Below are 23,761 nucleotides of genomic sequence, written 5' to 3' on the forward strand. Positions count from 1 at the left end.
TGCCGGCGGGCCGAGGAGGCTCAGCCGGCGCTCCTGCCGGTCGAGACCCAGATCGTGACCGGCCCGTTGGTCCTCGGGTCGTAGTCGTCCTCGTCCGCGGGGGACTGCGCCGTCACCGCGCCCTTGCCCCACAGCTGCTCGTCCATGGGCTTGATCGTGTACCTCCAGCCCGCGGCCTTCATGCAGGCCACCACGGAGTCCACGTAGATCGTCCGGAAGTTCGGCATCGTCATGATGTCGGGCCTGCCCGGGTTGATCAGGTCGTTGTGGGCATCGGTGCACTCCCGCGTCTCGATGGTGCGCGTCTGGTCGCCCGGCACGACGGTGCCGGTGGCCGTCGGCCGGGCCGGTGCCGAGGCGGGCCGCCGGGATGGCGCCGACGAGGCGGACGAGGTGGGCGAGGCGGACGGCGGCGGGGAGTTCGCCGGGTCCGCGACAGGGCCGCCGTCGCCGCTCTTCGCCACCACCAGCATCGCGATCAGCGCGACCACCGCCACCGCGGCCACCGCGGCCAGGATCAGGGGAGTGGACGAGCGGCCGCCCCCGGCCCCTCCGGCCCCGACGGCCACGGTGCCTGCGGCGGAACGGGGGTGTGCGGCACCGGGTACGCGGGAGCGTGCGGCGGGGTGTGCGGCACCGGGTAGCCGTAGGCGGACGGCGGTGGCGTCGTCGGGCCGAAGCCCTGCTGCGGCGGTGTCGGCGCGTACGGCGTCGGGAGCGGCGGCGGGGCGGGGGCGGGGTCGCGGCCGGCGGGACGGCCGCGGCGGCCCCCTCGCCCTGGCTGGTCACGGGCACGTCGCCGGCGGCCATGGGCGCGGCGCCGCTCCGGGTCGCGGCGAGCAGCCGGTCGACCTCGTCGTGCATGGCGTCGGCCGTCGGGAACCGCTCGGCGGGGTTCTTGCGCAGCGCGCGGCCGACCAGCGCGTCGACGGCCGGGCCGAGCGCCCGGTTGACCGCCGAGGGCGCCGGCGGCGCCTCCCGCACGTGCTGGTAGGCCATCCCCAGCGCCGAGTCCGCGTCGAACGGCGTCCGTCCGGTGAGCAGTTCGAAGAGCAGGCAGCCGACGGAGTACAGGTCGGAGCGCTCGTCCAGGCCGCGGCCCAGGGCCTGTTCGGGGGAGAGGTACTGCGGGGTGCCGACCACCACGCCGGTCTGCGTCATGGAGGTGACGCCGGACTGCATGGCGCGGGCGATGCCGAAGTCCATCACCTTCACCACACCGCGGCGGGTGACCATCACGTTGCCGGGCTTGATGTCGCGGTGCACCAGGCCCGTCTCGTGGCTGGCCGCGAGCGCGGCCAGCACGTCCCCGGTGATCTCCAGCGCCCGGTCGGCGGGCATGGCCCCGTACCGGGTGATGTCCGCGGCCAGGACGTCGCCCAGCGGCCGCCCCTCGACGTACTCCATGACGATGTACGGCACCGGGCGGCCGTCGAGGTGGTCCTCGCCGGAGTCGAAGACCGAGACGATGTTGGGGTGGTTGAGCTTGGCCACGGACTGCGCCTCGCGGCGGAAGCGCTCGCGGAAGGACTGCTCGGCGCCCAGGTCGGTGTGCAGGGTCTTGACGGCGACGGGGCGGTCCAGCACCGTGTCGTGCGCCAGGTGGACCGAGGCCATGCCGCCCTCACCGAGCAGGCCGCGCAGCAGGTAGCGACCGCCACCGACCGAGCGCCCCGTGTACCCGCTCTGTGCGGCGTCCCCACTCATCGGAACCGCTACCCCCTGAAGGTCCTCCGGGGGGGCACACATGACCCCCGAGTTCGCCCGCCAAGTCTGGCTCATCGCCTTGGCGCGTCAAGTTCGTCGACCGTCCCTTCACCTGACGCGCATCGTGCACGCACACACGGCGGTGACGTGCGGGTGCGAGGCGCCGGACGGGCGGGTACGGCGGGGCGGCCGGGAGGCGCGGAGGGGGTGCCGGGGGGTCCGGGCTGTGGATCACCGCTCTTCGGCGTGGGGAAAAGCGGTACGGTGGCGCATCGGAGGCGTGGCGTCGGGCAGGAGACCTGAGGCGGGCCGCCAGACCCGCGGGGGTGCCGTCCCGGCCCGGGAGCCCCGGGCACCCGGCCCCTGACGACTCGATGATCCCCACGACACGGCTCGATGATCCCCAAGACACGGACGGACGACGGCGAGGACTGATGGCCGACCCGAACGAGACCAGCGCCCCCACCGGCCCGGTGGGGACACCCGCGCCCTTCGGTGTCGGGTCCATGGTCGGTGACGGCCGCTACCGGCTGACCGGCAGGCTCGGCCGCGGTGGCATGGCCGAGGTGTTCGCCGCCGAGGACGTACGGCTCGGCCGCAGCGTGGCCGTCAAGCTGCTCCGCAGCGACCTGGCCGAGGACGCGGTGGCCAAGGCCCGGTTCGCCCGCGAGGCCCAGTCGGTGGCGGGGCTCAACCACCACGCCGTCGTGGCCGTCTACGACTCCGGCGAGGACCAGACCGCGAGCGGCCCCGTCCCCTACATGGTGATGGAGCTGGTCGAGGGGCGGACGATCAAGGAGCTGCTGACCGGGGCGACGCCGCCGCCGGCCGACCAGGCGCTGCTGATCGTCTCCGGCGTCCTGGAGGCCCTGGCCTACAGCCACCAACACGGCATCGTGCACCGCGACATCAAGCCCGCGAATGTGATCATCACCACAACGGGCGCGGTGAAGGTGATGGACTTCGGCATCGCCCGGGCTCTGCACGGCGCGTCGACCACCATGACGCAGACCGGCATGGTGATGGGCACCCCGCAGTACCTCTCCCCCGAGCAGGCCCTCGGCAAGACCGTCGACCACCGCAGCGACCTCTACGCCACCGGCTGCCTGCTGTACGAACTGCTCACGCTCCGGCCGCCGTTCGTCGGCGAGTCCCCGCTGTCCGTGGTCTACCAGCACGTCCAGGACGAGCCGGTGCCGCCGTCGCGGATGAGCGACCGGGTGCCGCCGGAGCTGGACGGCCTGGTGCTGCGCTCGCTCGCGAAGCAGCCCGACGACCGCTTCCAGAACGCCGAGGAGATGGGCGGGGTGGTCGGCTACGCCCACCAGGCGCTCACCCAGCGCGGCGGCTGGACCGGCGGCATGTGGAACACCGGCGCGGTGACCGCCGTGACGCCCACCGCCCCCACCCGGCCGGTCCAGAGCGCCGGGTACGGCTCCAACACCGGGTACGGCTCCGGTGGCGGATACGGCACCGGGTACGGCGGCGACGGGACCACCGGGACCGCCCCCGTGCCGCTGGCCGCGGGGAGCGGCACCGGCGGCGAGACCGGCTACGGCTACGGGGGCGCGCAGTCCTCGGGCGGCGGCGGTGGCGGCGGGCGGTGGCTGCGGCCGCTGCTCTTCGTGGCCGCGGCGGTGGTGGCCATCGCCCTCGGCGTCTACTTCGCGACCCAGGGCGGTGGCGGCGGGGCCACCCCGGCGAGCAGCACGACCGCGCCGTCCGTCACCCAGGGCCCGGACCAGCAGCCGTCCGACCAGCCCACCGACCAGCCGCCGGACACCGGCCAGTTCAGCGCGCCGCCCACGTACGACCAGAGCGACGCCCCGACCACGGCGCCCAGCGAGACCGCGTCGACGACCCCGAGCAGCACCGAGACGACCACCATGGCGCCCAGGCCGACGCACACCACGCCGACGGTCGCGCCCACCACGCCCACCCAGAAGGCCCCTCCCACGACCTCGGCGCCCGACCCGTCCGGCGGGGATTCGGCGGGCCAGGGCGGCACCGGTGGCAGCTCCGGCGGCTCGGACACCGCGGGGGCCGGCGACAGCGGGACCAGCGCCCCCGGGGGCGGCAACTGAGCCAGGCGGTGCCGGCACCGTCGGACCGCGCGAGCGGACCCGGCGGTGCCCTTCGCCAGCCGGGCCTGGGCAGGCGTGCGGCGGCCCGGCCCTTCGGTCGGTCGCTCGCTCGGTCGCTCGCTCGCTCGGCTCAGTCCGTGAACGCGTCGCGCACCATCGCGTACTCGCGGGTCCACCACACCGCGAGCGCCGCGGAGGCGGGAAAGAGCGGGTCGGGGCGCTTGTCGCTGCACTGGTAGCGCCAGTGCAGCATCCAGAAGTCGTTCAGCCGCTCCCACCAGACCCGGTGGACGGCCGCCGCGACCTCTCCGGCCGCCACCCCGGCCGCCCGCCGGTAGGCGCGCGCGTAAGCGCGGACCTTGGGCAGTTCGAGCCGGCCGTCCACCGGGTGCAGGAAGAAGATCACCGCGGCCCGTACCGCCTCCTCGGCGCGCGGCCGCACGCTCAGCCGGTCCCAGTCGACGATCGCGGTCGGTTCGTCGCCCCGGTAGAAGAGGTTGAGCGGGTGGAAGTCGCCGTGCACCCAGCCGCTGACACCCCCCTCCGCGGCCGGCGGGCGGCGGTGGGCGTGCCGCCGCAGCAGCGCGCGCCGTTCCAGCAGCCGGTACACGGCCAGCGCGTCGAAGGAGTCGTGCGGGCGGTGCCGACGGGCCAGGCCGAGCAGCTGGTCGATCTGGGCGTGGGTGCGTTCGGGGTCGGCGCTGGGGTGCCGCCCGGCCGGCGGCACCGGCTGGATGCGGGCCAGTCCGGTGTGGACCAGCCCCAGGAGGGTGCCCAGCCGCCGGGACTGCCCCTCCGACAGCTCGGTGCCCTCGCGGTGCCGGCCCTCGATCCACGGGAAGAGCGCGTAGCCCCAGCCGTCGGCCACGGTGACCGTCTCGCCCGAGCGGTCCGGCAGTGGCGCGGCCGCCGGCAGGCCGAGCCGGGCCAGCCGCCGGGTGGCGCGGTGCTGCCGGACGATCACCCGGGGGTCGGCGGTGTCCGCGGCCACGTAGTGCTTGAGGAAGTAGCAGCCCCTGGGAGTGGTGATCCGCCAACCCCGGTTCAGCAGCCCGCGTGGTACGGGTTCGCAGGTCAGCGGGGTTCCGATGTCGTAGCGGCGCAGGAGGGCGGTCAGCGCCGGCGGCCGCGGTGCCGTGCCCGTCACGCGGCTCAGCGTAGATCATCAACGGCACCCGCCCCCGCGGAGTGGCGCACCCCCCTCCGCTTCTGGTAATGGGGCTTCGTGAGCCGGGCGCACGCCCGCGCACCGAGCGGCGCGCCACCACGGCCGCGGCGCCAGGGCCGCGGCACCACGGCCGCGGCAGCGGAGTCCGCCGCGGTGCGCGGGCGCGGTGCCGCTGAGGACCCGGCGCGGGCCGCGCCGATTCCGGACGCGCCCCCGTCCGCTCCCCGTCCGCCCACCGTCCGCTCACCCTCCGCTCCCCGTCCGCCCCCCTCCGCTCCCCCTCTGCTCCCCGTCCGCCCCCCGCAGGTCCGCGCGCCGGGAGAGCCGTCCGGCGGGGGCGTTCACCTCCTTACGCGTGGTTCCGAATGGGGATACGGTGCGAGTGTCCCGGCGGTGGCCTGCGGGAACAGCGGAACTACTAGGAAATCCAACAAAACCGCAGGTCAGAAAGTTGCCCTCCGCCTACGCGCACGCCCGGGGTTATGGGTAACGTCTAGTCGCAGGCCATCGGCCGAGGCACTTTTGACGCCTGGCCCGGCCATGCCGCACACACCCCGTGCGACACGTCGGGCAGGTGAGCCGCACTGGACTCCCGGCGGATCCCGGGGGCCGGACAGACGGAGGAGCGAACGTGAGCGTGAAGAGCACTGCCGCTGGGAGGACCCCTGCCAAGGGCAGCGGGAGTACCGCCCGTGGCGGCGCGAAGCGCCGTGGCGGCCAGCCCGGGCTCGTGCAGCTGCTGACCCCGGAGGGCGAGCGGGTCGAGCACGCCGAGTACTCCATCGACCTGACACCGGACGAGCTGCGCGGCCTGTACCGCGACATGGTGCTGACCCGGCGCTTCGACGCCGAGGCGATCACCCTGCAACGCCAGGGCGAGCTGGGCCTGTGGGCCTCGCTGCTGGGCCAGGAGGCGGCCCAGATCGGCTCCGGCCGGGCCACCCGTTCGGACGACTACATCTTCCCGACCTACCGTGAGCACGGTGTGGCCTGGACCCGCGACGTGGACCCGCTGAACCTGCTGGGCATGTTCCGCGGGGTCAACAACGGCGGCTGGGACCCGAACGAGAACAACTTCCACCTCTACACCATCGTGATCGGCGCGCAGACCCTGCACGCCACGGGCTACGCGATGGGCCTGGCGATGGACGGCGCGGACTCGGCGGTGATCGCCTACTTCGGCGACGGCGCCTCCAGCCAGGGCGACGTGGCGGAGTCCTTCACCTTCGCGTCGGTCTACAACGCGCCGGTGGTCTTCTTCTGCCAGAACAACCAGTGGGCGATCTCCGAGCCGACGGAGAAGCAGTCCCGGGTGCCGATCTACCAGCGCGCGGCCGGCTTCGGCTTCCCCGGCGTGCGGGTCGACGGCAACGACGTGCTCGCGGTGCTCGCGGTGACCCGGGCGGCGCTGGAGCACGCCCGCAGCGGGCAGGGCCCGATGCTGGTGGAGGCGTTCACCTACCGGATGGGCGCCCACACCACCACCGACGACCCGACCCGCTACCGCTCCGACGAGGAGCGCGAGGAGTGGGCCGCGAAGGACCCGATCGCCCGGCTGCGCAGCTACCTCGACAAGCAGGGCCTGGCCGACGAGGGCTACTACGCCGGCGTCGAGGCGGAGGCGGACGCGCTGGCCAAGCGGGTGCGCGACGGGGTGCGGGGGATGCCCGACCCGGAGCCGATGGCGATCTTCGAGCACGCCTACGCCGACGGCCACCCGCTCGTCGACGAGGAGCGCGCCCAGTACGCCGCCTACCGGGACTCCTTCGCCGACAGCGGCGACAGCGCCGACAACTCCGCCGCCGACGCCGGGAAGGTGCGCTGACATGTCGCAGACGGCAACCCAGATGACCATCGCCAAGGCCCTCAACGAGTCGCTGCGCACGGCGCTGGAGAACGACCCCAAGGTCCTGATGATGGGCGAGGACGTCGGCCGGCTCGGCGGCGTCTTCCGGATCACCGACGGGCTCCAGAAGGACTTCGGCGAGAACCGCGTCATCGACACCCCGCTCGCCGAGTCCGGGATCGTGGGCACCGCGATCGGCCTGGCGCTGCGCGGCTACCGTCCGGTGGTGGAGATCCAGTTCGACGGCTTCGTCTTCCCCGCCTACGACCAGATCGTCACGCAGATGGCGAAGATGCACGCCCGGGCGCTGGGCAAGATCAAGCTGCCCGTCGTGGTGCGCATCCCCTACGGCGGCGGCATCGGCGCGGTGGAGCACCACAGCGAGTCGCCCGAGGCGCTGTTCGCGCACGTGCCGGGGCTGAAGGTGGTCGGGCCGTCGAACCCCTCGGACGCGTACTGGATGCTCCAGCAGGCCATCGAGTGCGACGACCCGGTCATCTTCCTGGAGCCCAAGCGGCGCTACTGGGACAAGGGCCTGGTGGACGTCTCGGCGGTGCCGACCGCCCTGCACAAGGCGGTCGTGGCGCGTCCGGGCACCGACCTGACGCTGGCCGCGTACGGGCCGATGGTCAAGGTCTGCCTGGAGGCGGCGGCCGCGGCGGAGAACGAGGGCCGCAGCCTGGAGGTGGTCGACCTGCGCTCCATGTCGCCGATCGACTTCGACACCGTCCAGGAGTCGGTGGAGCGCACCCGGAGGCTGGTGGTCGTCCACGAGGCGCCCGTCTTCTACGGCTCCGGCGCGGAGATCGCCGCGCGGATCACCGAGCGCTGCTTCTACCACCTGGAGGCACCGGTGCTGAGGGTGGGCGGCTTCCACGCCCCCTACCCCCCGGCCCGCCTTGAGGAGGAGTTCCTGCCCGGCCTGGACCGCGTACTCGACGCCGTCGACCGCGCGCTGGCGTTCTGAGGAGAGGGTTGTGACGATCATGGCCGTGAGTTCGGAGCAGGCGCAGCGCTTCCGTGAGTTCAGGATGCCGGACGTCGGCGAGGGCCTGACCGAGGCGGAGATCCTCAAGTGGTTCGTCGGCGTCGGTGACACCGTCGCCGACGGGCAGGTCGTGTGCGAGGTGGAGACCGCCAAGGCGGCGGTCGAGCTGCCGATCCCGTTCGACGGGGTGGTGCGCGAGATCCGCTTCGCGGAGGGCACCACGGTGGACGTGGGGACGCCCATCATCGTGGTCGACGCGGGGGAGCAGGCGGGTGGCGCGGCCGCGCCGGCCGCCGCCGGTCCCGCGGTGGTTCCGGACGCCGTTCCCGCCGTTCCCGCCGTCGAGGCGGCACCGGCGGAGGAGAAGCCCGCCGCGCGGACGGCGGTGCTGGTCGGTTACGGGGTGGCGCCGTCCACGACGACCCGGCGGCCGCGCAAGCCGCAGGTGCCGGCGCCGGCCGCCCCGGTCCAGCCGGCGACCGAGGTGCCTCCGGTCCAGGCCCCGGTCGAGCCCGCTGCCCCGCAGGCGCCGGCCCAGCCGGCCGCCCCCGAGGACGGCCGGGACGGGGCGAGCCCGATGGTCTACAGCAGGCCGCTGGCCAAGCCGCCGGTGCGCAAGCTGGCCAAGGAACTGGGCATCGACCTGGCCACGGTGGCGCCCACCGGGCCGAACGGCGTCGTGACCCGCGAGGACATCCGCGCGGCCGCGGCCCCCCCGGCCCAGCTGCCGCCCGTCCTGGAGCCGGCCCCGCAGGGACGGGAGCGGGAGGTGCGGGTGCCGGTCAAGGGCGTCCGCAAGGCGACCGCGCAGGCCATGGTGGCCAGCGCCTTCACCGCGCCGCACGTCACCGAGTTCGTGACGTTCGACATCACCCGCACCATGAAGCTGGTCCAGGAGCTGCGGGCCGACCCGGCGTTCGCCGGGGTCAAGGTGAGCCCGCTGCTGCTGGTGGCCAAGGCGCTGCTGGTGGCGATCCGGCGCAACCCGGAGATCAACGCGGCCTGGGACGAGGCCAACCAGGAGATCGTCCACAAGTCCTACGTGAACCTCGGGATCGCGGCGGCCACCCCGCGCGGCCTGATCGTGCCCAACATCAAGGACGCGCAGGACAAGACGCTGCCGGAGCTGGCGGCGGCCCTCGGCGAGCTCGTCGGCACCGCGCGGGAGGGCCGTACGGCGCCGAACGCGATGCAGGGCGGTACCGTCACGATCACCAACGTCGGCGTCTTCGGCATCGACACCGGCACGCCCATCCTCAACCGGGGGGAGTCCGCGATCCTCGCCTTCGGCGCGGTCAAGCTCCAGCCCTGGGTGCACAAGGGCAAGGTGAAGCCGCGACAGGTGACGACGCTGGCGCTCTCCTTCGACCACCGGCTGGTCGACGGCGAGCTCGGCTCCAAGGTGCTCGGCGACGTCGCGGCGATCCTGGAGCAGCCCAAGCGGCTCCTCACCTGGGCCTGACGGCCTGAGCGCGCGGCCGGACCCTCCACCGGGTCCGGCCGGCTGACCAACCGAGTCGGCTGACCAACTGAGTCGGCTGACCGACCGGGCCGGCTGACCGACCGGGCCGGCTGACCGACGTGCCGACCGGCTGACCGACGTGCCGGCTGTCCCGGCACGTCGGTCGGCCCGGTCACCGGTCACTCGATCGGCTGAGGGCCCTGTGCCTTTTCCGACGCCCGGGACCCCGGTCGGCCGCAGCTCAGCGTGTTGTCCCGGGGTTCCGTCCCGTTTTGTGCTGCCATCGACCGTATGGCAGTTACTGTCTCCGTTGTGCTGCTTCTGCTGCTGCTGGCGAGCATGCAGATGCGCAACCGCGCCCTCAAGCCCAGCCACGCGATCACCTGCGTGCTGCTCGGCTTCTGCCTGGCTTCCTCCAGCCTGGCCCCCACCATCCAGTCCACGCTCACCTCGACGGCGTCCCTGGTCAGCACCATCCACCCGTGACCGGGGACGGTTGACTCCGGTTCGGGCTCGCTGAGGCCGCTGAGGCCGCTGAGTCCGGTCAGGCGCCGCTCAGGAGGCGGTCGGCGGCACCTGGGCGGTCGGCCCCAGGCCGGTGGCCGCGGCCGGCGGCGGCCGGAGAGGAAGGTGACCAGCGCGCCGACCGCACCGGCCAGCGCCACCAGGGCTCCCGCGCCGGCGACGGCGAGGTACGGCACCGCGGTCCCGTCGGAGACCACCCGGCCGCGGATGTCGGAGGCCGGCAGGGTGCCCGAGGACAGCTCCAGGTGCATGCGCGAGTCAACGGAGTCGGCGCGGTGGTCGCCCAGGAGGAAGACCCGGCCGGCCGGCACGGTGATGTCCACCGGAGTGAGCAGGTTGGACTGGCCCTGGGAGACGTAGGGTTCGTGCACCGTACGGCCGTTGATCCGCAGCGGGCCGGTGGTCGGAAGCACCACGTGGTCGCCGCCGACGCCGATCACCCGCATGAGGTGCATCTCGGGACGGCCCCACTCCGGGGCGGTCAGCAGGACGGCGTCGCCGCGGTGCGCACCGGCGCCCGACCCCTTCTGGATCGTGAGGTGCGAGCCCGGCGTGTAGGTGGGCGCCATGGACTGGCCCGGCTCGGTCACCTGCTCGAAGTCGCTCCGGAGCCGGATCAGACTGCCGGCCGCCACCAGTACGCCGACGAGGGCGACGACGAGCAGCAGCGCCACCCGCCCCCGCCGCACCGGCCGAGGCGCGACAGGTGGAGCCGGTGGCCACCCCGACGGCCCCCCGGGCGGCCCGAACGGCTGCCCTTCCGGTTGCCCGGCCGATCCCCGGAATTCGGACGGAGGTGTTTCCATGTTCATGTCCCCTCCCCGCCGCGCATCCTAGGGGACCGCGCCGACAGCCGTGTCCCCGGGCCGGACGGCCTGTCCGGCGGGATCGCGTCGGCCCGCCGCCAGAGATCAGCGCGGCTCCGGGCCCGGGGACTGTCGGCCGTTCGAGGCTGAGAGCGCCGCCCGCAGCCGCTCCGGGTGCCGCGTCGGTACGACCCAGGTCAGGCTCTCCTCGCCGGGCACCAGCACCCGGAAAGGCCGGCCGAACTCGTTGGGGAAGAACCACGCGGGCCGGGTGCGAGGGAAGCGACCCCAACCGCCGTCGAGTTCGATCACCAGGGCGGCCCGCATGAAGGGGGCGCTCAGCACGCCCAGCCGGCAGGCGGTCATCGTCCGAGGCTTGCCCCAGCGGTTGCTGAGGGTGAAGAACTCCGGCGCGCGCTTCAGCCGCTGGACGGTCGCCGGGTCGGTCGCCACCCGCAAGCTCCGTACTCCGGCCAGCGGACAGGCGAACAGCGCTCGGTTCTGCCGGGTTGCCCTGGGCGTCCGGCGGCCGGCCGCAGTCGAACGGACAGCTCCGATTTGCAGCTCACCGTCCGCGATCCGCACGCCGGTCGGCCAGTTGCGTTGGAGCATCACTCCGAAGCCCAGGGAACACAGGACGAACGCCGGAGCCGCGACCCCCCACAACGCGTCGCGACCTATGGCCACTCCCGCCACACAGGCGGCGGCCAGCACGCCGGGCAGCACCGCCCCCAGAACGACCAGCGGCCAGCGCAGGGCCACCCGGTCCTCGGCGTAGACCAATCCCGCGAACGGCGGGTCGAGTTCTGCGGCGGTCCGCTGCGACCGGTCCATCAGGATCGCCCGGCGACCATCAGGTCCCGCATGATCCCGCGCACGCCCTCCCGGTCGTGCTCCGACACCGGCTCGCCGTCGTCCCTTCCGCCGGCCAGCAACTCCGTCCGCTCCCCGGTGGTGCGCAGGGCGACGGTGAAGCCGCGGAAGTCGGCTCCCTCGTCGTGGCGGAAGACCGAGACGCGGCGGGAAGGCAACCGGCCGCCGGGCGAACGGGTGCTCTCAGGAGCCGGTTTGGCCGCCCACTCGGTGAGCCAGTCTGCCGCTGTTCCACGTGAAACCAGGACGTAGCGGTAGAACCGTCCGAGCACCCCCAGCTTCACCAGGTGCGGAAACGGCCCCGGGGGCGCCGCCTCGGAGAACTCGCCCATTGGTGATGGCCTCCCTGCCTGGCTGTCGTGCCCGTGCCTGTGCCTGTGTGCGTGCCTGTGCCCGCGCCCGTGCCGTACGTGCCGTACGTGCCGTACCCGAGCCTGGCGCATACGCGGGGTGAAGTGGTGGGCGGAGTGAGGATTTTGCCTTGGGGTGGGGAGGGCGTGGGGTGGCCTTGGCCAGGGCGGCTGTCCGTCGGTCGGGGGTGGGGGAGTCCGGGGGTGTCCGCATGGTGGTCGGGAGGTATGGGGGGCGGGCTGTTGTATCTATGATGTGCGCATCATGGATACCGCTGCTGCTCCGCGTGAGGACGCCGCGGTCGGGGGGATGACGAAGGTCCTGCCCGCCGCCGAACGCGTCTATCTGCACGTCAAGACCGGTGTGCTGAACCGCAGTTACGAGGGCGGGACGCTGCTGACCGAGGGCGGCCTCGCCGAGGCGGTCGGTGTCTCGCGCACCCCCGTCCGGGAGGCCCTGCTGCGGCTGGAGGCCGAGGGGCTGATCAAGCTCTACCCGAAGAAGGGCGCGCTGGTGCTGCCGGTGTCGGCGCAGGAGATCGCCGACGTGGTGGAGACCCGGCTGCTGGTGGAGCGGCACGCGGTCGCCAAAGTGGTCGGCGCGGTGCCGGCCCGGCTGATCGAACGGCTGGAGGAGTCGCTCGCCGAGCAGCGCGAACACGCCGCCGCCGGGGACCTGGTGGCCTTCTCCGCGGCCGACCGCGGCTTCCACGCCGAGATCGTGCGCGCCGCCGGCAACCGCATCCTGGCCCATCTCTACGACCAACTACGCGACCGACAACTGCGGATGGGAGTGGCCACCATGCATGCCGAGCCGAGCCGGGTCGCCAAGAACCTCGCCGAGCACGCCGAGATCCTGGACGCCCTGCGCGAGGGCGCCGCCGAGGCCGCCGCCGGCATCGTCGAGCGGCACGTGTCCTGGGTGAGCACGCTGGCCCGGGGCGAGTCGTGAGCGCCGCGGCACGGCAGGCCGGGGCCGACTCCGGCAGGTCCCTGCCCGGTGACCCACCGGGCGGCACGCGCGCCGCCCTGGTGTGGGGGACCGGCACCCTCGTCTACTTCGTGGCCGTCATCCACCGCACCAGCCTGGGCGTGGCCGGCATCGACGCCGCCCACCGCTTCCACATCGACGCGTCCGCGCTGTCGACGTTCTCCATCCTCCAGGTGCTCGTCTACGCCTCCATGCAGATACCCGTCGGCCTGATGGTGGACTCGCTGGGCACCAAGCGGGTGCTGATGCTCGGCGCGGTGCTCTTCACCATCGGCCAGGGCGCGTTCGCGCTCTCCCACTCCTACGGCATGGCCCTCGGCGCGCGGGCGGTGCTCGGCTGCGGCGACGCGATGACCTTCGTCAGCGTGCTGCGGCTGGGCTCGCGCTGGTTCCCCGCCCGGCGCGGACCGGTGATCGCCCAGGTCGCCGCGCTCTTCGGGGTGGCCGGCAACCTCGTCTCCACGGTGGCCCTGTCCCGGCTGCTGCACAGCGCCGGCTGGACCCCCACCTTCCTGGGCACCGCCCTGGGCGGCGCGGTGGTGCTGGTGCTGGTGGCGCTCTTCCTCAAGGACCACCCCGAGGGGTACGCCCCGCCGCCGGTGCCGCAGGCCGCGCGCCGGCCGGTGCGGCGGCAGATCGCCGACGCCTGGTCGGAGCCCGGCACCCGGCTGGGCATGTGGACGCACTTCACCACGCAGTTCCCCGGCATGGTCTTCCTGCTGCTGTGGGGACTGCCGTTCCTGGTCGAGGACCAGGGGCTGTCGCGGGGGGCGGCGGGCGGCCTGCTCACCGTCGTCGTGGTGGCGAACCTGGTCTTCGGGCCGATCTTCGGGCAGGTGATCACCCGTCACCACGGCGCCCGGATGCCGCTCGCCCTCGGCGTGGTCGGAGCGAACACGGTGCTGTGGGCCGTGGTGCTGACCTGGCCCGGCGGGCAGAACCCGGTGTGGCTGCTGACGGTGCTGTGCGTGGTGCTGGGCGCCTGCGGGCCCGCCTCGATGATCGGCTTCGACTTCGCCCGCCCGGCCAATCCGCCGGAACGATTCGGCACCGCCTCCGGCATCGTCAACATCGGCGGGTTCACCGCGTCGATGATCACCCTGTTCGCGGTGGGCGTGCTGCTCGACGCCACCGGGAACGACTACCGGATCGCCTGGAGCGTCATCTTCGTCCTGCAGGCCGTCGGAATCTGGCAGATCCTGCGGTTGCGGCGGCGTGCCGAGCGGCGGGAGCGCGAGCGGTTCGCGGTCAGCCGGATCGAGAGCGTCCACCGCACGCAGACCCCGGCGGTGCACGACTCCTGACGGCGCCGGGGAACGCGCCCGCCCGGAGACCTGCGGGCCCGGGCCGGCGCGGGGGCCTGGGCCCGGGGCGGACGGCCCCGGGCGGTGTTCCCGGCTCAGATGTCCTGCACCGGTGTGCCGTCCTGCACCGGTGTGCCGCCTACACCGGTGTGAAGACCACCGGCAGGGTGGCCGGGCCGCGCTGCCACAGCGACGGGCGCCAGCGCGGGTCGGGTGCCCCGGCGGGCAGTGCCAGGTCCGGCAGCCGGTCGAGCAGCACCTCGACCGCCGCCGACGCGATCACCCCGGCCAGCGCCGCCGCCGGCTCCGGGCAGCGGTGCGGGCCGTGGCTGAAGGCCAGGTGCGCCTGGTTGCCCAGGATGTCGGGCGGGTGCCCGGCGGCGGGCGCGACGCGCGGGTCGGTGTTGGCGGCGGCCAGGCTGAGGACCAGGCAGTCGCCCCGGGCGATCCGCTGCCCGCCCAGCTCGGTGTCGCGGACGGCCCACCGGCCGATGATGTTCTGCGTCGGCGGTTCGGTCCACAGCACCTCGGTGAGCGCCTGCCCGACGCTGCGCCGTCCGCCGGAGAGGGTCAGCGCGAACCGCTCGTCGGTGAGCATCAGCCGCAGCGCGTTCCCGATCCAGTCGGCCGTGGGGCGCCGTCCGGCGGCGAGCAGGGTGAGGAGGTCCTGGACGATCTCCTCGTCCGTCAGATCGGCCGGGTGCGCCAGCAGGAGCGTCGTCACGTCCGCGCCGGGGCCGGGCCGGGCGGTGCCGGACCGGGCCCGCGCCCGCCGGGACCGCTCCACCAGCGCCTGGACCGCGCCGCGCACCCGGGCCGCCGCCGCGTCCGCCTCCAGCGGCCGGGCCCGCCCGGCGCGCCCACCGGAGCGGTGGCCGCCGGTGTCGGGGTCGGGCACGTACGGGCCGTCGGGCGGCCGGGTGGTGCGCTGCTGCGGGCCGACCGAGGTGTCCCGGGCCAGCTCCGCCGTCTCGTGTTCGCGCAGCCCCAGCAGCCCGGCCATCACCTGGAGCGGGACCGGTTCGGCGTACTCGGCCATCAGGTCGGCGCGGCCGGTCCGGGCGAAGCGGTCGACGGCGGCGTCCGCGGCCTGCTCGCCGCGCCGCCGCAGCTCGAACGGGTCGACGCCGGCGAGCACGTCCGAGATGGCGCCGGCCCGCCGCCGGTGCTCGGCGCCCTCGGTGAAGCGCACCGACGGGGTGTGCGCGATGTCGGCCAGCAGCGGCCAGTCCGGCGGGATGCTGCCCCACGCGTGCCAGCGCCGGGGGTCGCGCACGAACAGGTCCGGGTTGCCGGCCACCTGGTGCACCTCGTGGTAGCCGAGCACCAGCCAGGCCGGCACCCGCTGGTGCAGCAGGACCGGCGCGACCGGCCCGTACCGCTCCCGCAGGGCCCGGTAGTACGCCGCCGGGTCGCGGTGGTCGAAGTCCGGCCGCGGCTCGGCCGTCGCCGGGCCGTGCGGAGCCGCCATGCCCTGCGGCGGGACGGGGGTGCGCCGCGCTCCCGCACCCGGGCGCCTCCGCACGCGGGGTGCCCTCCGCAGGCGGGACGCCTCCCCGCCTGGGACGCCTCCCGCGCCCGGGCCGGGGGCCGCTGCCCCCCGGCCGTGCCCTGCGGAGGGGCCGGGTCCCACGGAGGTACGGGCTGCGGCGGGCCGGGCAGTTCGAGGGCGCGGGAGCGGCTCCCGGTGGCGGCCTCCTCCCGTCCGCCCGGCGCGGACGACGCCGGCTCGGCCTCCTCGCCCTCCCCGTACCAGGTCACCGCGCGGCCCTCCCCGAACCAGCGCCCGAACCGGGAACGCCGACCGCGCCGGCTCCGGCCCGGAGGCCGGCGGCAGGGCCCGGGACCGGGCGGCCCGGCGAGGCGGCCGCGCGCCACGGGTCAGAGGTTCTGCAGCGCACGGAGCACCTTCTCCAGCATCTCGGCGGCGGGCGGCACCGCGGGTTCCGGGCCGGCCAGGGTCGGCCGGCGGACGGCGACGCACCCGGCGTCGATGAGGTCGCCCAGCAGCACCCGGACCACCCCGAGCGGCAGGCCGAGCCGCCCGGCCAGTTCGGCGACGGCGACCGGGCGGCGGCACAGCGCGAGGATGCGCACGGCCTCGGACGGCATGCCCGGCACCGGGCCGCGTTCGCCGACCACCCGGGTCATCAGGTCCAGCGCCGAGCCGGAGGCACTGCGGCGGCCCCCGGTGAGCGTGTACAGCCGGTCCGGCGCGCCGCTGTAGACCGGGCCGGTTCTCATGCCCGCGGCTTCCCGTAGCCGCGGGCCGGAGAACCGGTACGGGAACGCGTACCGGTACCGGTACCGGCACCGGAGCCCGTACCGATGGTCGTACCCGCGGTGCCCGGGGCCCGGTACGCCACCCTCCCGTCGTCGGCGAGCGCCGCGCGGACCGACTCGGCCACCAGCCCCATCCCCCGGCCGATGGCTCCGGCGTCGGCGAACTCCTCGCCGATGACGGCGAGGTGCGCGGCGGTGCCGGCCTCCACGATGAACAGGGTGCCGCCGTGGAACTCCGTCATGGACTGGCGCACCCCGCCACTGCCGTCCCCGAACTGCGCCGATGCCCCTCGCGTCAGGCTCTGTATGCCCGAGGCGATGGCCGCCAGGTGGTCGGCCAGGTCCACCGGCAGGCCGGGTGACCGGCCCAGCGTGAGCCCCTCCCCCGACAGCACCAGTGCGTGCCGGGCGCCGGGCGTGTCCGCGACGAACTCCCCCAGCAGCCCTTCCAGCGCCAACCCGCCGCTCGTCATGGCTCCGTCTCCCCTCCCGTGGACGCGGTGCCGTCACCCCCGGCTGTCCCACGGCCGTCCGCGCCCGGACCGGCCGAGGGGGCTGGACCGCCCGGGCGGTCCGGTGCGTCCCGGTGCGGCGCGCTGTGCCGCCCGGTCCGCCCGGCGCCCTGACGGCCCGGTAAGCGGACGGGCGCGGACCCCTCAGCGGGGCCCGCGCCCGTCTCCCCTGTCTCCTCCGAGGGGATACCCGCGCCAAGGCCGGATATAGCCTCTGCCGCCCGTTCCGTCGGACGGCCGGTGCCTCTCGGGGCGATCTGCCCCGCCGCCGCGTCCCGGAAGGCGCCGAACCGCTCCCCCGCCGTGGTCTCCGCCACCGACCGGGCCCGCGCGGTGCGGGCGTCGTACGCGCCGCCGGCCGGTCCGCCGGCCGGTCCGCCGACCCCGCCGCCGACCGGGCTGATCTCCGCGCCGCCGGTCGCCTCGTCCTCGGCCATGGCGGCGGCCAGCCCGTGCCCCCGGGTGCGCCGGGGCAGCCCGCCGCCCGTGCCCGGCCCGTACGGCGCGTCCGGATACCCGCCCGGGTACCCCGATCCGCCGACGGCCGGCTGGGCCGTACCCGCGCCGTACCCGCCCGGGTACGGCCGCCGCGCCGCCGTCCCGCCGGCAGCCGAACCGCGTACGGGCGTCGGCGGGTACCCGCCGGGAGCCGGGCCGTCCGCGTGGTCCGGGCGGCCCTCGCGGACCGCCTGCTCACCGGCGCGCGTACCGCTGCCGCGCGTACCGCTGCCGCGCGAACCTCCGGCCCGGGAACCACCCGCGTATCCGCCAGGGGCCGTGCCCGCGTACCCGGCCTCCGCGTACCCGGGCACCCCGGGAGCGGCCTCCGCGTACCCGGAAGCGCCCCCGGCGTACTCGGGAGCGGCCTCCTGCGGGCCGTCCGCGGCCAACGGGGTGCGGGTGACCAGCGCGGCGGGGACGAGGACGACGACGCCGGTGCCGCCGCGCGAGGACGGCCGGAAGGACACCCGCAGCCCGTGCCTGCGGGCCAGGCATCCGACGACCGCGAGGCCCAGCCGGGGGCCGCCGAGCTGCCGCAGGTCCAGCGGGGCGTCGCCGACCAGCCGCCGGGCCCGCGCCAACTCCGTGTCGGGCATGGCGCGTCCGGCGTCCTCGACGGTGATGACGACCCCGGCCTGCGCCTCCTCGACGTAGACGTGCACGTCCTCGGTCGGGGCGGAGAAGTTGCAGGCGTTGTCCATCAGTTCGGCCAGCGCGTGCATGACGGCCTCGGCGGCGTGCCCGGCCACCGCGGCGGCGCTGGTGGAGTGGAGCCGCACCCGCTGGTAGGCGTGGATACGGCCGAGCGCGCCGCGCAGCACGCTCTCCATGGGGATCGGCCGGGTCCAGCGGCGGCCGGTGCGGGCGCCGGTGAGTACCGCGACGCTGTCCGCGAGCCGGCCGGCCTGGGCGGTGCAGTGGTCCAGCCGCAGCAGGTCGTCGAGGACCTGCTCGTCGTGGCGCTGCTCCAGCTCCCGCAGGTCGGCGAGCATCCCGGTGGTCAGGGCCTGGACGCGGGCGGCGGCCTCGGCGCAGACGGCCGTCACGGCGGCCCGCAGCCGCTCGCCGTCCCCGGCCTCGGTGACGACCGCGTCCAGCACCGAGCGCAGCGCGGGGGAGTCCGGCGCGGCCACCGTGGACAGCACGGCGGCCGGTGCCTCCCCGGCCCGCACCCGGCGGACGGCCAGCGGCAGTACGGATTCCGCCAGCCGCGCGGCGGCGGCCTCCAGCTCGGTCGCCCGCGCGGTCTGCTCGTGCAGTGCGGTCCGGGCGGTTGTCTCGGCACCGGCGGCGGCCCGGCGCCGGGTGTCCGCCTCGCGCACCGCGCGCCGCGCGGTCTCCAGCTCCTCGGCTGCCCGCCGCGCCGTCTCGGCGTGCGCCGCCTGGGCGCGGGCGGCCTCCTCGCGGACCGCGTCCACGCCGTGGCGCAGCGCGCGGGACAGCCGCCGCCGGGACAGCGCGAGGCCGACCACGGCACCCACGAGCACGGCGGCGAGCGCCCCGGCTCCGGCGACCAGCGGACGGTCGGCGGCGGCCGCGGCCCGGCCGACCGCCCAGAAGCAGCCGGCACCCGCGACCGCGGCCGCCGCGACGGCGGGCGCGGCGGTGCGGAGGAGCGGCGAGTGGTGCGGTAACGGTGAGTCTTCGGCTGACATCTCGGTACCTCATCGCGGGCGGCCGCGAACCGGCCGCCGTTCCGGGAACGTTGACGTGCACATGTGAGCAAGGTCGGTCCGCCTCACCCTACTCGCCGAACCCGCCCTCAACGCCCGGTTCACGAGGGTTGCCTCGCCGGACCGTCACGAGATGATCACCACACGTACCCGGCGCGGACGCGACACCCCACGTCAGCGCGGCCGCCACCCCGTCAGGTGGTGACAGCCAGATGGGACAGGATCGCCTCCGCGAGTTCCGGGTCGCCCTCCACCTTCAGCTCCGAGTCGCGCACGACGGCCGGGCGGACCCGTCCGGTCAGCAGCCGCAGAAACGTTTCCCAGTCGACGACGAACGTCACCGTCGGGCCGAGCGAGACGGCCGAGTCGATGGTGCCGGTGCCGTCGGCGGTCACCCGTACGGTGCGCATGAACTCCAGCGGCCCGTGCACGTCGAAGACCACCGCGGTGCCCGGCTTGGCCCCGGCGTCCTTGGCGACCACCTTGGGCAGCGAGCGCAGCAGGTAGTCGCGGGAGTACACGGCCCCGGCGGAGGCGAGGTTCGCCGGCTGCTTCAGGGCGCGCCGCAGGTCCTGCTCGTGCACCCACACGTCGAAGACGCGCTGCCACAGCAGCTCTTCGAGGGTCGTCTCCGGGCCGCCGATACCGCGCACCTTCGTCTCCGGCGCGCGGGACTCGTTCCGCAGCTGCCGGGCCCGGCGCAGGATCGTGTAGTCGAGCTCGGCGGTCATCTCCGGCGAGGTGTGGTGGCGGCGGATGTCCACCGGCACCTCGGTGTAGCGGGCCGTCTCACTGGTGATGTGCCGCAGGTCCCTGGGCAGGCTGTGGATGGGCCGAGGGTCGCCGAGCAGTTCGCACTCGAAGCCGATGAGGTGGGAGACGACATCGCGTACCGACCAGTAGGGGCACTCCGTCGGCCGGTTCCAATCCCCCTCGCTGAGTGGCGCGACCATCTCGTTGACGGACTCGATGGAGTGGGTCCAGGCGTCGATGTACGGCTGGATCTTGCTGTGGACGGTCACGGGACCCCTCGACGGTCAGAGCGCGGTCGTGGTGGTTTGGCGCCTGGGTTAGTGTTCGCGCGGGCGCCCACGCAGTGCTTTCGAGTGACGATGGTAGGCCCGGCTTGACGACCCAACGTATGGGCGGTGACGAAGTGCGCGCAACGCTTCTCCAGATCGACGTGGACCCGGCCGAGAAGCCCGCTGACCGGCGGGCGCGGGTGGCGGCGCTGGTGAGGGCGCAGGTGGGGGCCGACCTCGTGGTGCTTCCCGAGCTGTGGCCGGTCGGCGCGTTCGCCTCCGACGCCTTCGCGGACGAGGCCGAGCCGCTGGGCCCCGCCCTGGACGCGAGCCCCACCGCCGAGGCGATGGCGGCGGCGGCCCGGGACGCCGGGGTGTGGCTGCACGCGGGCTCCGTCGTGGAGCGGGACGCGGACGGGCCGCTGTTCAACACCTCGCTGGTCTTCGCCCCGGACGGGTCCCTGCGGGCGGCCTACCGCAAGATCCACCGGTTCGGTTTCGACCGGGGAGAAGCCACTCTGATGGCTGCGGGCCAAACGGTGACCACCGTCCGCCACCCGGCCGCCGTGCTGGGGCTCGCCACCTGTTACGACCTGCGTTTTCCCGAACTCTTCCGGCTGCTGGTGGACGCCGGCGCGGAAGTCCTCGTCCTCCCGGCCGGCTGGCCCGCCCGGCGGCTGCCGCACTGGCGGGTGCTGGTCCAGGCCCGGGCCGTCGAGTCCCAGGCGTACGTACTGGCGTGCGGTACGGCGGGCACGCACGCGGGCGTCGAGCAGGCCGGACACAGCCTCGTCGTCGATCCATGGGGCGAGATCCTGGCGGAGGCGGGTCCGGGCGAGCAGGTCCTCACCGTCGATTTCGACCCCGCCAGGGTCGCGGCCACCCGCGCGGAGTTCCCCGTCCTGCGCGACCGCGTCCTCGGCCTAGCTCCGCCCGAAAGAGCGTAACCTCACGCGCGCTTGACGTCCGGCCCGACGGCGAGCCCCGCCACGACCGACCTGCCCCGCACCGGGCGCGGCACGACCCCCCACGCGGCCGCCACCGCCTCCACCAGCAGCAGCCCGCGCCCCCGCTCCGCGTCCGCCCCGGCCTGCCGCACCACCGGCTTGAGCCCACCGGAGCCCGCGTCCGACACGGCCAGCCAGTAGTGCCCGTCGGCCGGCCACAGCACCACCTCCACCTGCTCCTCCTCACCCGTACAACTCCCGTACCGGATCGCGTTGGTGACCAGCTCGCTCGCGACGAGCCCCAACTCGTCGCCCAGCTGCCGCCGCAGCGGCCCGGGCAACGCCTCCGTGACGACGTGCCGGGCCCGCCGCACGCAGGCCGGGTCGGCGGGGAAGCGCCAGAAGGAGGGCACGACAGGGATTTCGGGCATGGCGAACTCCGTTGTGAAGGGCGAGAGTTGATGTCGCCGGTGGCCTACCGCCCTGGTCGCGGGCACCCCGTCCCAAGGCAGGCGGGCATGCTCGCGCGGTGCGCTTCCGGCGTCGCGGTGTGTAGCTTGCGCGTGACTTCACGCTAGCTCCTATGATGGCGTCGCGCCACGAGTTCGATGGCAAATTGCCACAACGAGTGGATCGCCACGCTGGAGCACGGCAGACTGTCCCGGTGGCCCAGTCGGAAAGGACGCTGGCGATGCGTGAACCTACTGCGCGGCAAAGGCGCCTTGGTGATGAACTACGACAACTGCGCCTGTCAGCAGGTCAAAGCACCGAGTACGCCGCCCGTCTGCTTGGACTGGACCGTGCCAAGATCTCCAACATGGAGGCGGGCACCCGCATCATCAGCTCCGAGCGAATCCGCACGCTGGCCAGCAACTATGACTGCGCTGACGACGCCTACGTAGCCGCACTGGTGGCCATGGCGGAGCAGCGTGATCACGGTTGGTGGGAGCGCCACCGTGGCACTCTGCCGCCGGGGCTTCTCGACATCGCTGAACTTGAATGGCACGCCAGGCGCATCCTCACTGTGCAAACCGTGCACGTACCAGGTCTGTTGCACACGGAGGACTACGCTCGCTCCATCTTCGACACGGTTCTCCCGCCGCTGTCACGTCTGGAGGTTGAGCTGCGAGTGCAGCATCGGTTGGAGCGGCAGCGTGTTCTCGACATCCAGCCTGCGCTGCCGTACGTCGGATACGTCCACGAAGCGGCACTACACATGCAGTTCGGGGGTCGCAAGGTCATGCGGGATCAGCTCGATCGCCTGTCTGCCGCATCGGAACGCGACCACATCACGGTGAGGGTGATTCCCTTCGACATCGGAATCTTCCCGGGTGCAGGGCATGCCCTTCTCTACGCGGAGGGGCCTGTGCGCCAACTCGACACTGTGCAGGTGGACACTGCTCACGGAGCCGAGTTCGTCCACGCCGAGGCTCAGCTCGCCAAGTACCGCGCGCACCTCGACTGGATGGACGAGCACTGCTTGAGTCCATCGAAGTCCCGTGACGTCGTTCACTCCATCGCCCGTCAGCTCTGAGGAAAGTCCATGCCTGAAGTCACCTGGGAAGAGCCCTTCTGTGGAGAAGGCAACAACTGCTTCCGCCTTGGCACCGACGCTGACGGCAACGGGTACATCGCCGTCGCCGGTCAGGAGGAGCGCTACCTCACGGACTCCCTCGAAGCCCTTCGTACCCTGATCGCGGACATCAAGGCGGGCAAGGCCGATCACCTGCTCTGACAGCTGCTGGACGAACGTCCGGGCTCAGGGTCAGCCGCACTCCACAGTGGGTAGGCATGGCAGCGTAGGGTTCGTCGTCTCTCAGGAGGGCCCGATGGCCGACATCACCTGGGAAGAGCCCTACTGTGGAGAAGGCAACAGCTGCTTCCGCCTCGGCACCGACGCCGACGGCAACGGGTACATCGCCGTGGCTGGTCAGGAGGAGCGTTACCTCACGGACTCCGTGGAGGCCCTTCGTACCCTGATCGTGGACATCAAGGCGGGCAAGGCCGACCACCTGCTGTAGCCGGGGAGCCACTCGGACGGGCTTCTCCTCCCTGGGTCAGCTGGTGAAACGCAGGTCGGGGATGTCGCCCAGGTCGATGCCGTACCGGGCGTAGACGGCCGTGGTGTTCTCGCTCGTGAGGTCGGCGCGGCTGATCCCCAGCCGGTCTGCGGCCAGCCAGACCTGCTGGGCGTCGTCCCCCTCGATCTCCAGGTACGGCGGGATCAGCGGCCAGGTGTCGATCTCCAGCCGCACTGTGTCCAGTAGCCAGGACGAACGCCGGTTCTCCTGGTACGCCTTGGGCTCGAAGCCGAGGCGGCCCAGGAGTTCGTGAGTCGTGTCGAAGTCGCCGACGGCGGTCTCGGTCTCAAGGGTCCCGTCCACCCCGGTCCCGGAGATCTCCTTGACGCACAGCGTCACCTCGCTGCCGGTGTCCCGGAGGCGAATCCACCGGCCCGTCTCGCCCGGACGGATGTCGTAGACGTACCGGCGCATCACGCGGTCTGCCACGTGCTCTCCGCCCACTGCGGCGATCCGCAGGGCGGTGTCGGCAGGGTCGACCTCCAGGGCCTTCGCTTCGAACTCGATCTGCGGCATGCGATCACTCTTCCCCAAGCGTCAGGTAGGTAGGTGAGGCGGAGGGCAACCCGGGAGAACGCTCATTGGCAAGGAGATCACCCTGCCCGAGCGGGTTTGACCACGTTCGCTGAGCCCGATCG

The 23,761-nt window shown here is 73.8% G+C and carries 21 protein-coding genes and 2 pseudogenes; 11 read left to right on the forward strand and 12 right to left on the reverse strand.

Features of this window, described 5'->3' with window-relative positions:
• Nucleotides 1–20: 20 nt before the first annotated feature.
• Nucleotides 21–1,707 (reverse strand): annotated as a pseudogene (locus BS72_RS16810) (protein kinase domain-containing protein).
• A gap of 434 nt (nucleotides 1,708–2,141) precedes the next feature.
• On the opposite strand from BS72_RS16810, the gene BS72_RS16815 reads away from it, so the two are divergent.
• Nucleotides 2,142–3,791: a protein kinase domain-containing protein gene (locus BS72_RS16815; RefSeq protein WP_063836092.1), complete on the forward strand. Its 1,650-nt coding sequence runs from the start codon at nucleotides 2,142–2,144 to the stop codon at nucleotides 3,789–3,791.
• Between the two features lie 130 nt (nucleotides 3,792–3,921).
• Here the strand turns inward: BS72_RS16815 and BS72_RS16820 are convergent, their stop codons facing one another.
• The gene (locus BS72_RS16820; protein ID WP_232792436.1) at nucleotides 3,922–4,938 is read right to left on the reverse strand and encodes a phosphotransferase enzyme family protein; all 1,017 of its coding nucleotides are present in this window, start codon (nucleotides 4,936–4,938) and stop codon (nucleotides 3,922–3,924) included.
• Nucleotides 4,939–5,590: 652 nt separating this feature from the next.
• Here BS72_RS16820 and pdhA point away from each other — a divergent pair.
• From pdhA to BS72_RS38385, 4 genes are all read left to right on the forward strand, one after another.
• A complete protein-coding gene (pdhA, locus tag BS72_RS16825) occupies nucleotides 5,591–6,784 on the forward strand; it encodes a pyruvate dehydrogenase (acetyl-transferring) E1 component subunit alpha (RefSeq protein ID WP_037911508.1) in 1,194 nt (397 codons plus the stop codon).
• 1 nt (nucleotide 6,785) lies between these two features.
• Nucleotides 6,786–7,772 (forward strand): alpha-ketoacid dehydrogenase subunit beta, encoded by a 987-nt coding sequence (locus tag BS72_RS16830; RefSeq protein ID WP_037911511.1) that lies wholly within the window; start codon nucleotides 6,786–6,788, stop codon nucleotides 7,770–7,772.
• 19 nt (nucleotides 7,773–7,791) lie between these two features.
• A complete protein-coding gene (locus tag BS72_RS16835) occupies nucleotides 7,792–9,255 on the forward strand; it encodes a dihydrolipoamide acetyltransferase family protein (RefSeq protein ID WP_037916277.1) in 1,464 nt (487 codons plus the stop codon).
• 291 nt (nucleotides 9,256–9,546) lie between these two features.
• A complete protein-coding gene (locus BS72_RS38385; RefSeq protein WP_232792628.1) occupies nucleotides 9,547–9,741 on the forward strand; it encodes a hypothetical protein in 195 nt (64 codons plus the stop codon).
• A 242-nt stretch (nucleotides 9,742–9,983) separates the two neighbouring features.
• On the opposite strand, the pseudogene lepB reads toward BS72_RS38385, so the two are convergent.
• The 3 genes and pseudogenes from lepB to BS72_RS16850 form a co-directional block, all read right to left on the reverse strand.
• Nucleotides 9,984–10,592 (reverse strand): annotated as a pseudogene (lepB, locus tag BS72_RS38390) (signal peptidase I); the annotation flags it as partial.
• A gap of 99 nt (nucleotides 10,593–10,691) precedes the next feature.
• Nucleotides 10,692–11,420 (reverse strand): hypothetical protein, encoded by a 729-nt coding sequence (locus BS72_RS16845; protein ID WP_037911514.1) that lies wholly within the window; start codon nucleotides 11,418–11,420, stop codon nucleotides 10,692–10,694.
• Nucleotides 11,420–11,791 (reverse strand): hypothetical protein, encoded by a 372-nt coding sequence (locus BS72_RS16850; protein ID WP_037911516.1) that lies wholly within the window; start codon nucleotides 11,789–11,791, stop codon nucleotides 11,420–11,422. Before BS72_RS16850 ends, BS72_RS16845 begins: the two co-directional genes overlap by 1 nt.
• A 283-nt stretch (nucleotides 11,792–12,074) precedes the next feature.
• Here BS72_RS16850 and BS72_RS16855 point away from each other — a divergent pair, with 283 nt between their 5' ends.
• Both BS72_RS16855 and BS72_RS16860 read left to right on the forward strand, forming a co-directional pair.
• Entirely contained in the window at nucleotides 12,075–12,761 is a 687-nt protein-coding gene (locus BS72_RS16855) for a GntR family transcriptional regulator (protein ID WP_078901831.1), read from the forward strand.
• Entirely contained in the window at nucleotides 12,758–14,104 is a 1,347-nt protein-coding gene (locus tag BS72_RS16860) for an MFS transporter (RefSeq protein WP_051951185.1), read from the forward strand. Before BS72_RS16855 ends, BS72_RS16860 begins: the two co-directional genes overlap by 4 nt.
• A 139-nt stretch (nucleotides 14,105–14,243) precedes the next feature.
• Here the strand turns inward: BS72_RS16860 and BS72_RS16865 are convergent, their stop codons facing one another.
• From BS72_RS16865 to BS72_RS16885, 5 genes are all read right to left on the reverse strand, one after another.
• Complete coding sequence (locus BS72_RS16865; RefSeq protein WP_037911521.1) at nucleotides 14,244–15,575, reverse strand: cytochrome P450 family protein; 1,332 nt, start codon at nucleotides 15,573–15,575, stop codon at nucleotides 14,244–14,246.
• A 410-nt stretch (nucleotides 15,576–15,985) separates the two neighbouring features.
• Nucleotides 15,986–16,348 carry a DUF742 domain-containing protein gene (locus tag BS72_RS16870; RefSeq protein ID WP_037911524.1) on the reverse strand — a complete coding sequence of 121 codons (363 nt, stop codon included), beginning with the start codon at nucleotides 16,346–16,348 and terminating at the stop codon, nucleotides 15,986–15,988.
• Nucleotides 16,345–16,860 carry a roadblock/LC7 domain-containing protein gene (locus BS72_RS16875; protein WP_063836093.1) on the reverse strand — a complete coding sequence of 172 codons (516 nt, stop codon included), beginning with the start codon at nucleotides 16,858–16,860 and terminating at the stop codon, nucleotides 16,345–16,347. Before BS72_RS16875 ends, BS72_RS16870 begins: the two co-directional genes overlap by 4 nt.
• Nucleotides 16,857–19,055, reverse strand: a complete 2,199-nt coding sequence (locus tag BS72_RS38395; RefSeq protein WP_051951186.1) for a sensor histidine kinase — start codon at nucleotides 19,053–19,055, stop codon at nucleotides 16,857–16,859. Before BS72_RS38395 ends, BS72_RS16875 begins: the two co-directional genes overlap by 4 nt.
• A 212-nt stretch (nucleotides 19,056–19,267) precedes the next feature.
• Nucleotides 19,268–20,095: a maleylpyruvate isomerase family mycothiol-dependent enzyme gene (locus BS72_RS16885; protein ID WP_037911526.1), complete on the reverse strand. Its 828-nt coding sequence runs from the start codon at nucleotides 20,093–20,095 to the stop codon at nucleotides 19,268–19,270.
• Between the two features lie 134 nt (nucleotides 20,096–20,229).
• On the opposite strand from BS72_RS16885, the gene BS72_RS16890 reads away from it, so the two are divergent.
• Nucleotides 20,230–21,042, forward strand: coding sequence for a carbon-nitrogen family hydrolase (locus BS72_RS16890; protein ID WP_037916292.1), 813 nt, complete (start codon nucleotides 20,230–20,232; stop codon nucleotides 21,040–21,042).
• Nucleotides 21,043–21,044: 2 nt separating this feature from the next.
• On the opposite strand, the gene BS72_RS16895 is transcribed toward BS72_RS16890, so the two are convergent.
• Nucleotides 21,045–21,473, reverse strand: a complete 429-nt coding sequence (locus BS72_RS16895) for an ATP-binding protein (RefSeq protein WP_037911529.1) — start codon at nucleotides 21,471–21,473, stop codon at nucleotides 21,045–21,047.
• A 260-nt stretch (nucleotides 21,474–21,733) separates the two neighbouring features.
• Between BS72_RS16895 and BS72_RS16900 the strand changes: the two genes are divergently transcribed.
• The 3 genes from BS72_RS16900 to BS72_RS16910 all read left to right on the forward strand — a co-directional run bounded on the left by BS72_RS16900 (nucleotide 21,734) and on the right by BS72_RS16910 (nucleotide 23,063).
• A complete protein-coding gene (locus tag BS72_RS16900) occupies nucleotides 21,734–22,576 on the forward strand; it encodes a helix-turn-helix domain-containing protein (protein WP_051951187.1) in 843 nt (280 codons plus the stop codon).
• A gap of 9 nt (nucleotides 22,577–22,585) precedes the next feature.
• Nucleotides 22,586–22,777 (forward strand): hypothetical protein, encoded by a 192-nt coding sequence (locus tag BS72_RS16905; protein WP_037911531.1) that lies wholly within the window; start codon nucleotides 22,586–22,588, stop codon nucleotides 22,775–22,777.
• Between the two features lie 94 nt (nucleotides 22,778–22,871).
• A complete protein-coding gene (locus tag BS72_RS16910) occupies nucleotides 22,872–23,063 on the forward strand; it encodes a hypothetical protein (protein ID WP_037911533.1) in 192 nt (63 codons plus the stop codon).
• A gap of 36 nt (nucleotides 23,064–23,099) precedes the next feature.
• Here BS72_RS16910 and BS72_RS16915 read toward each other — a convergent pair whose 3' ends face one another.
• On the reverse strand, nucleotides 23,100–23,639 hold the full coding sequence (locus BS72_RS16915) for a class IV adenylate cyclase (protein WP_037911535.1): 540 nt from the start codon (nucleotides 23,637–23,639) through the stop codon (nucleotides 23,100–23,102).
• Nucleotides 23,640–23,761 lie beyond the last annotated feature (122 nt).

The sequence above is a fragment of the Actinacidiphila yeochonensis CN732 genome, from assembly GCF_000745345.1.
GTDB lineage: Bacteria > Actinomycetota > Actinomycetes > Streptomycetales > Streptomycetaceae > Actinacidiphila > Actinacidiphila yeochonensis.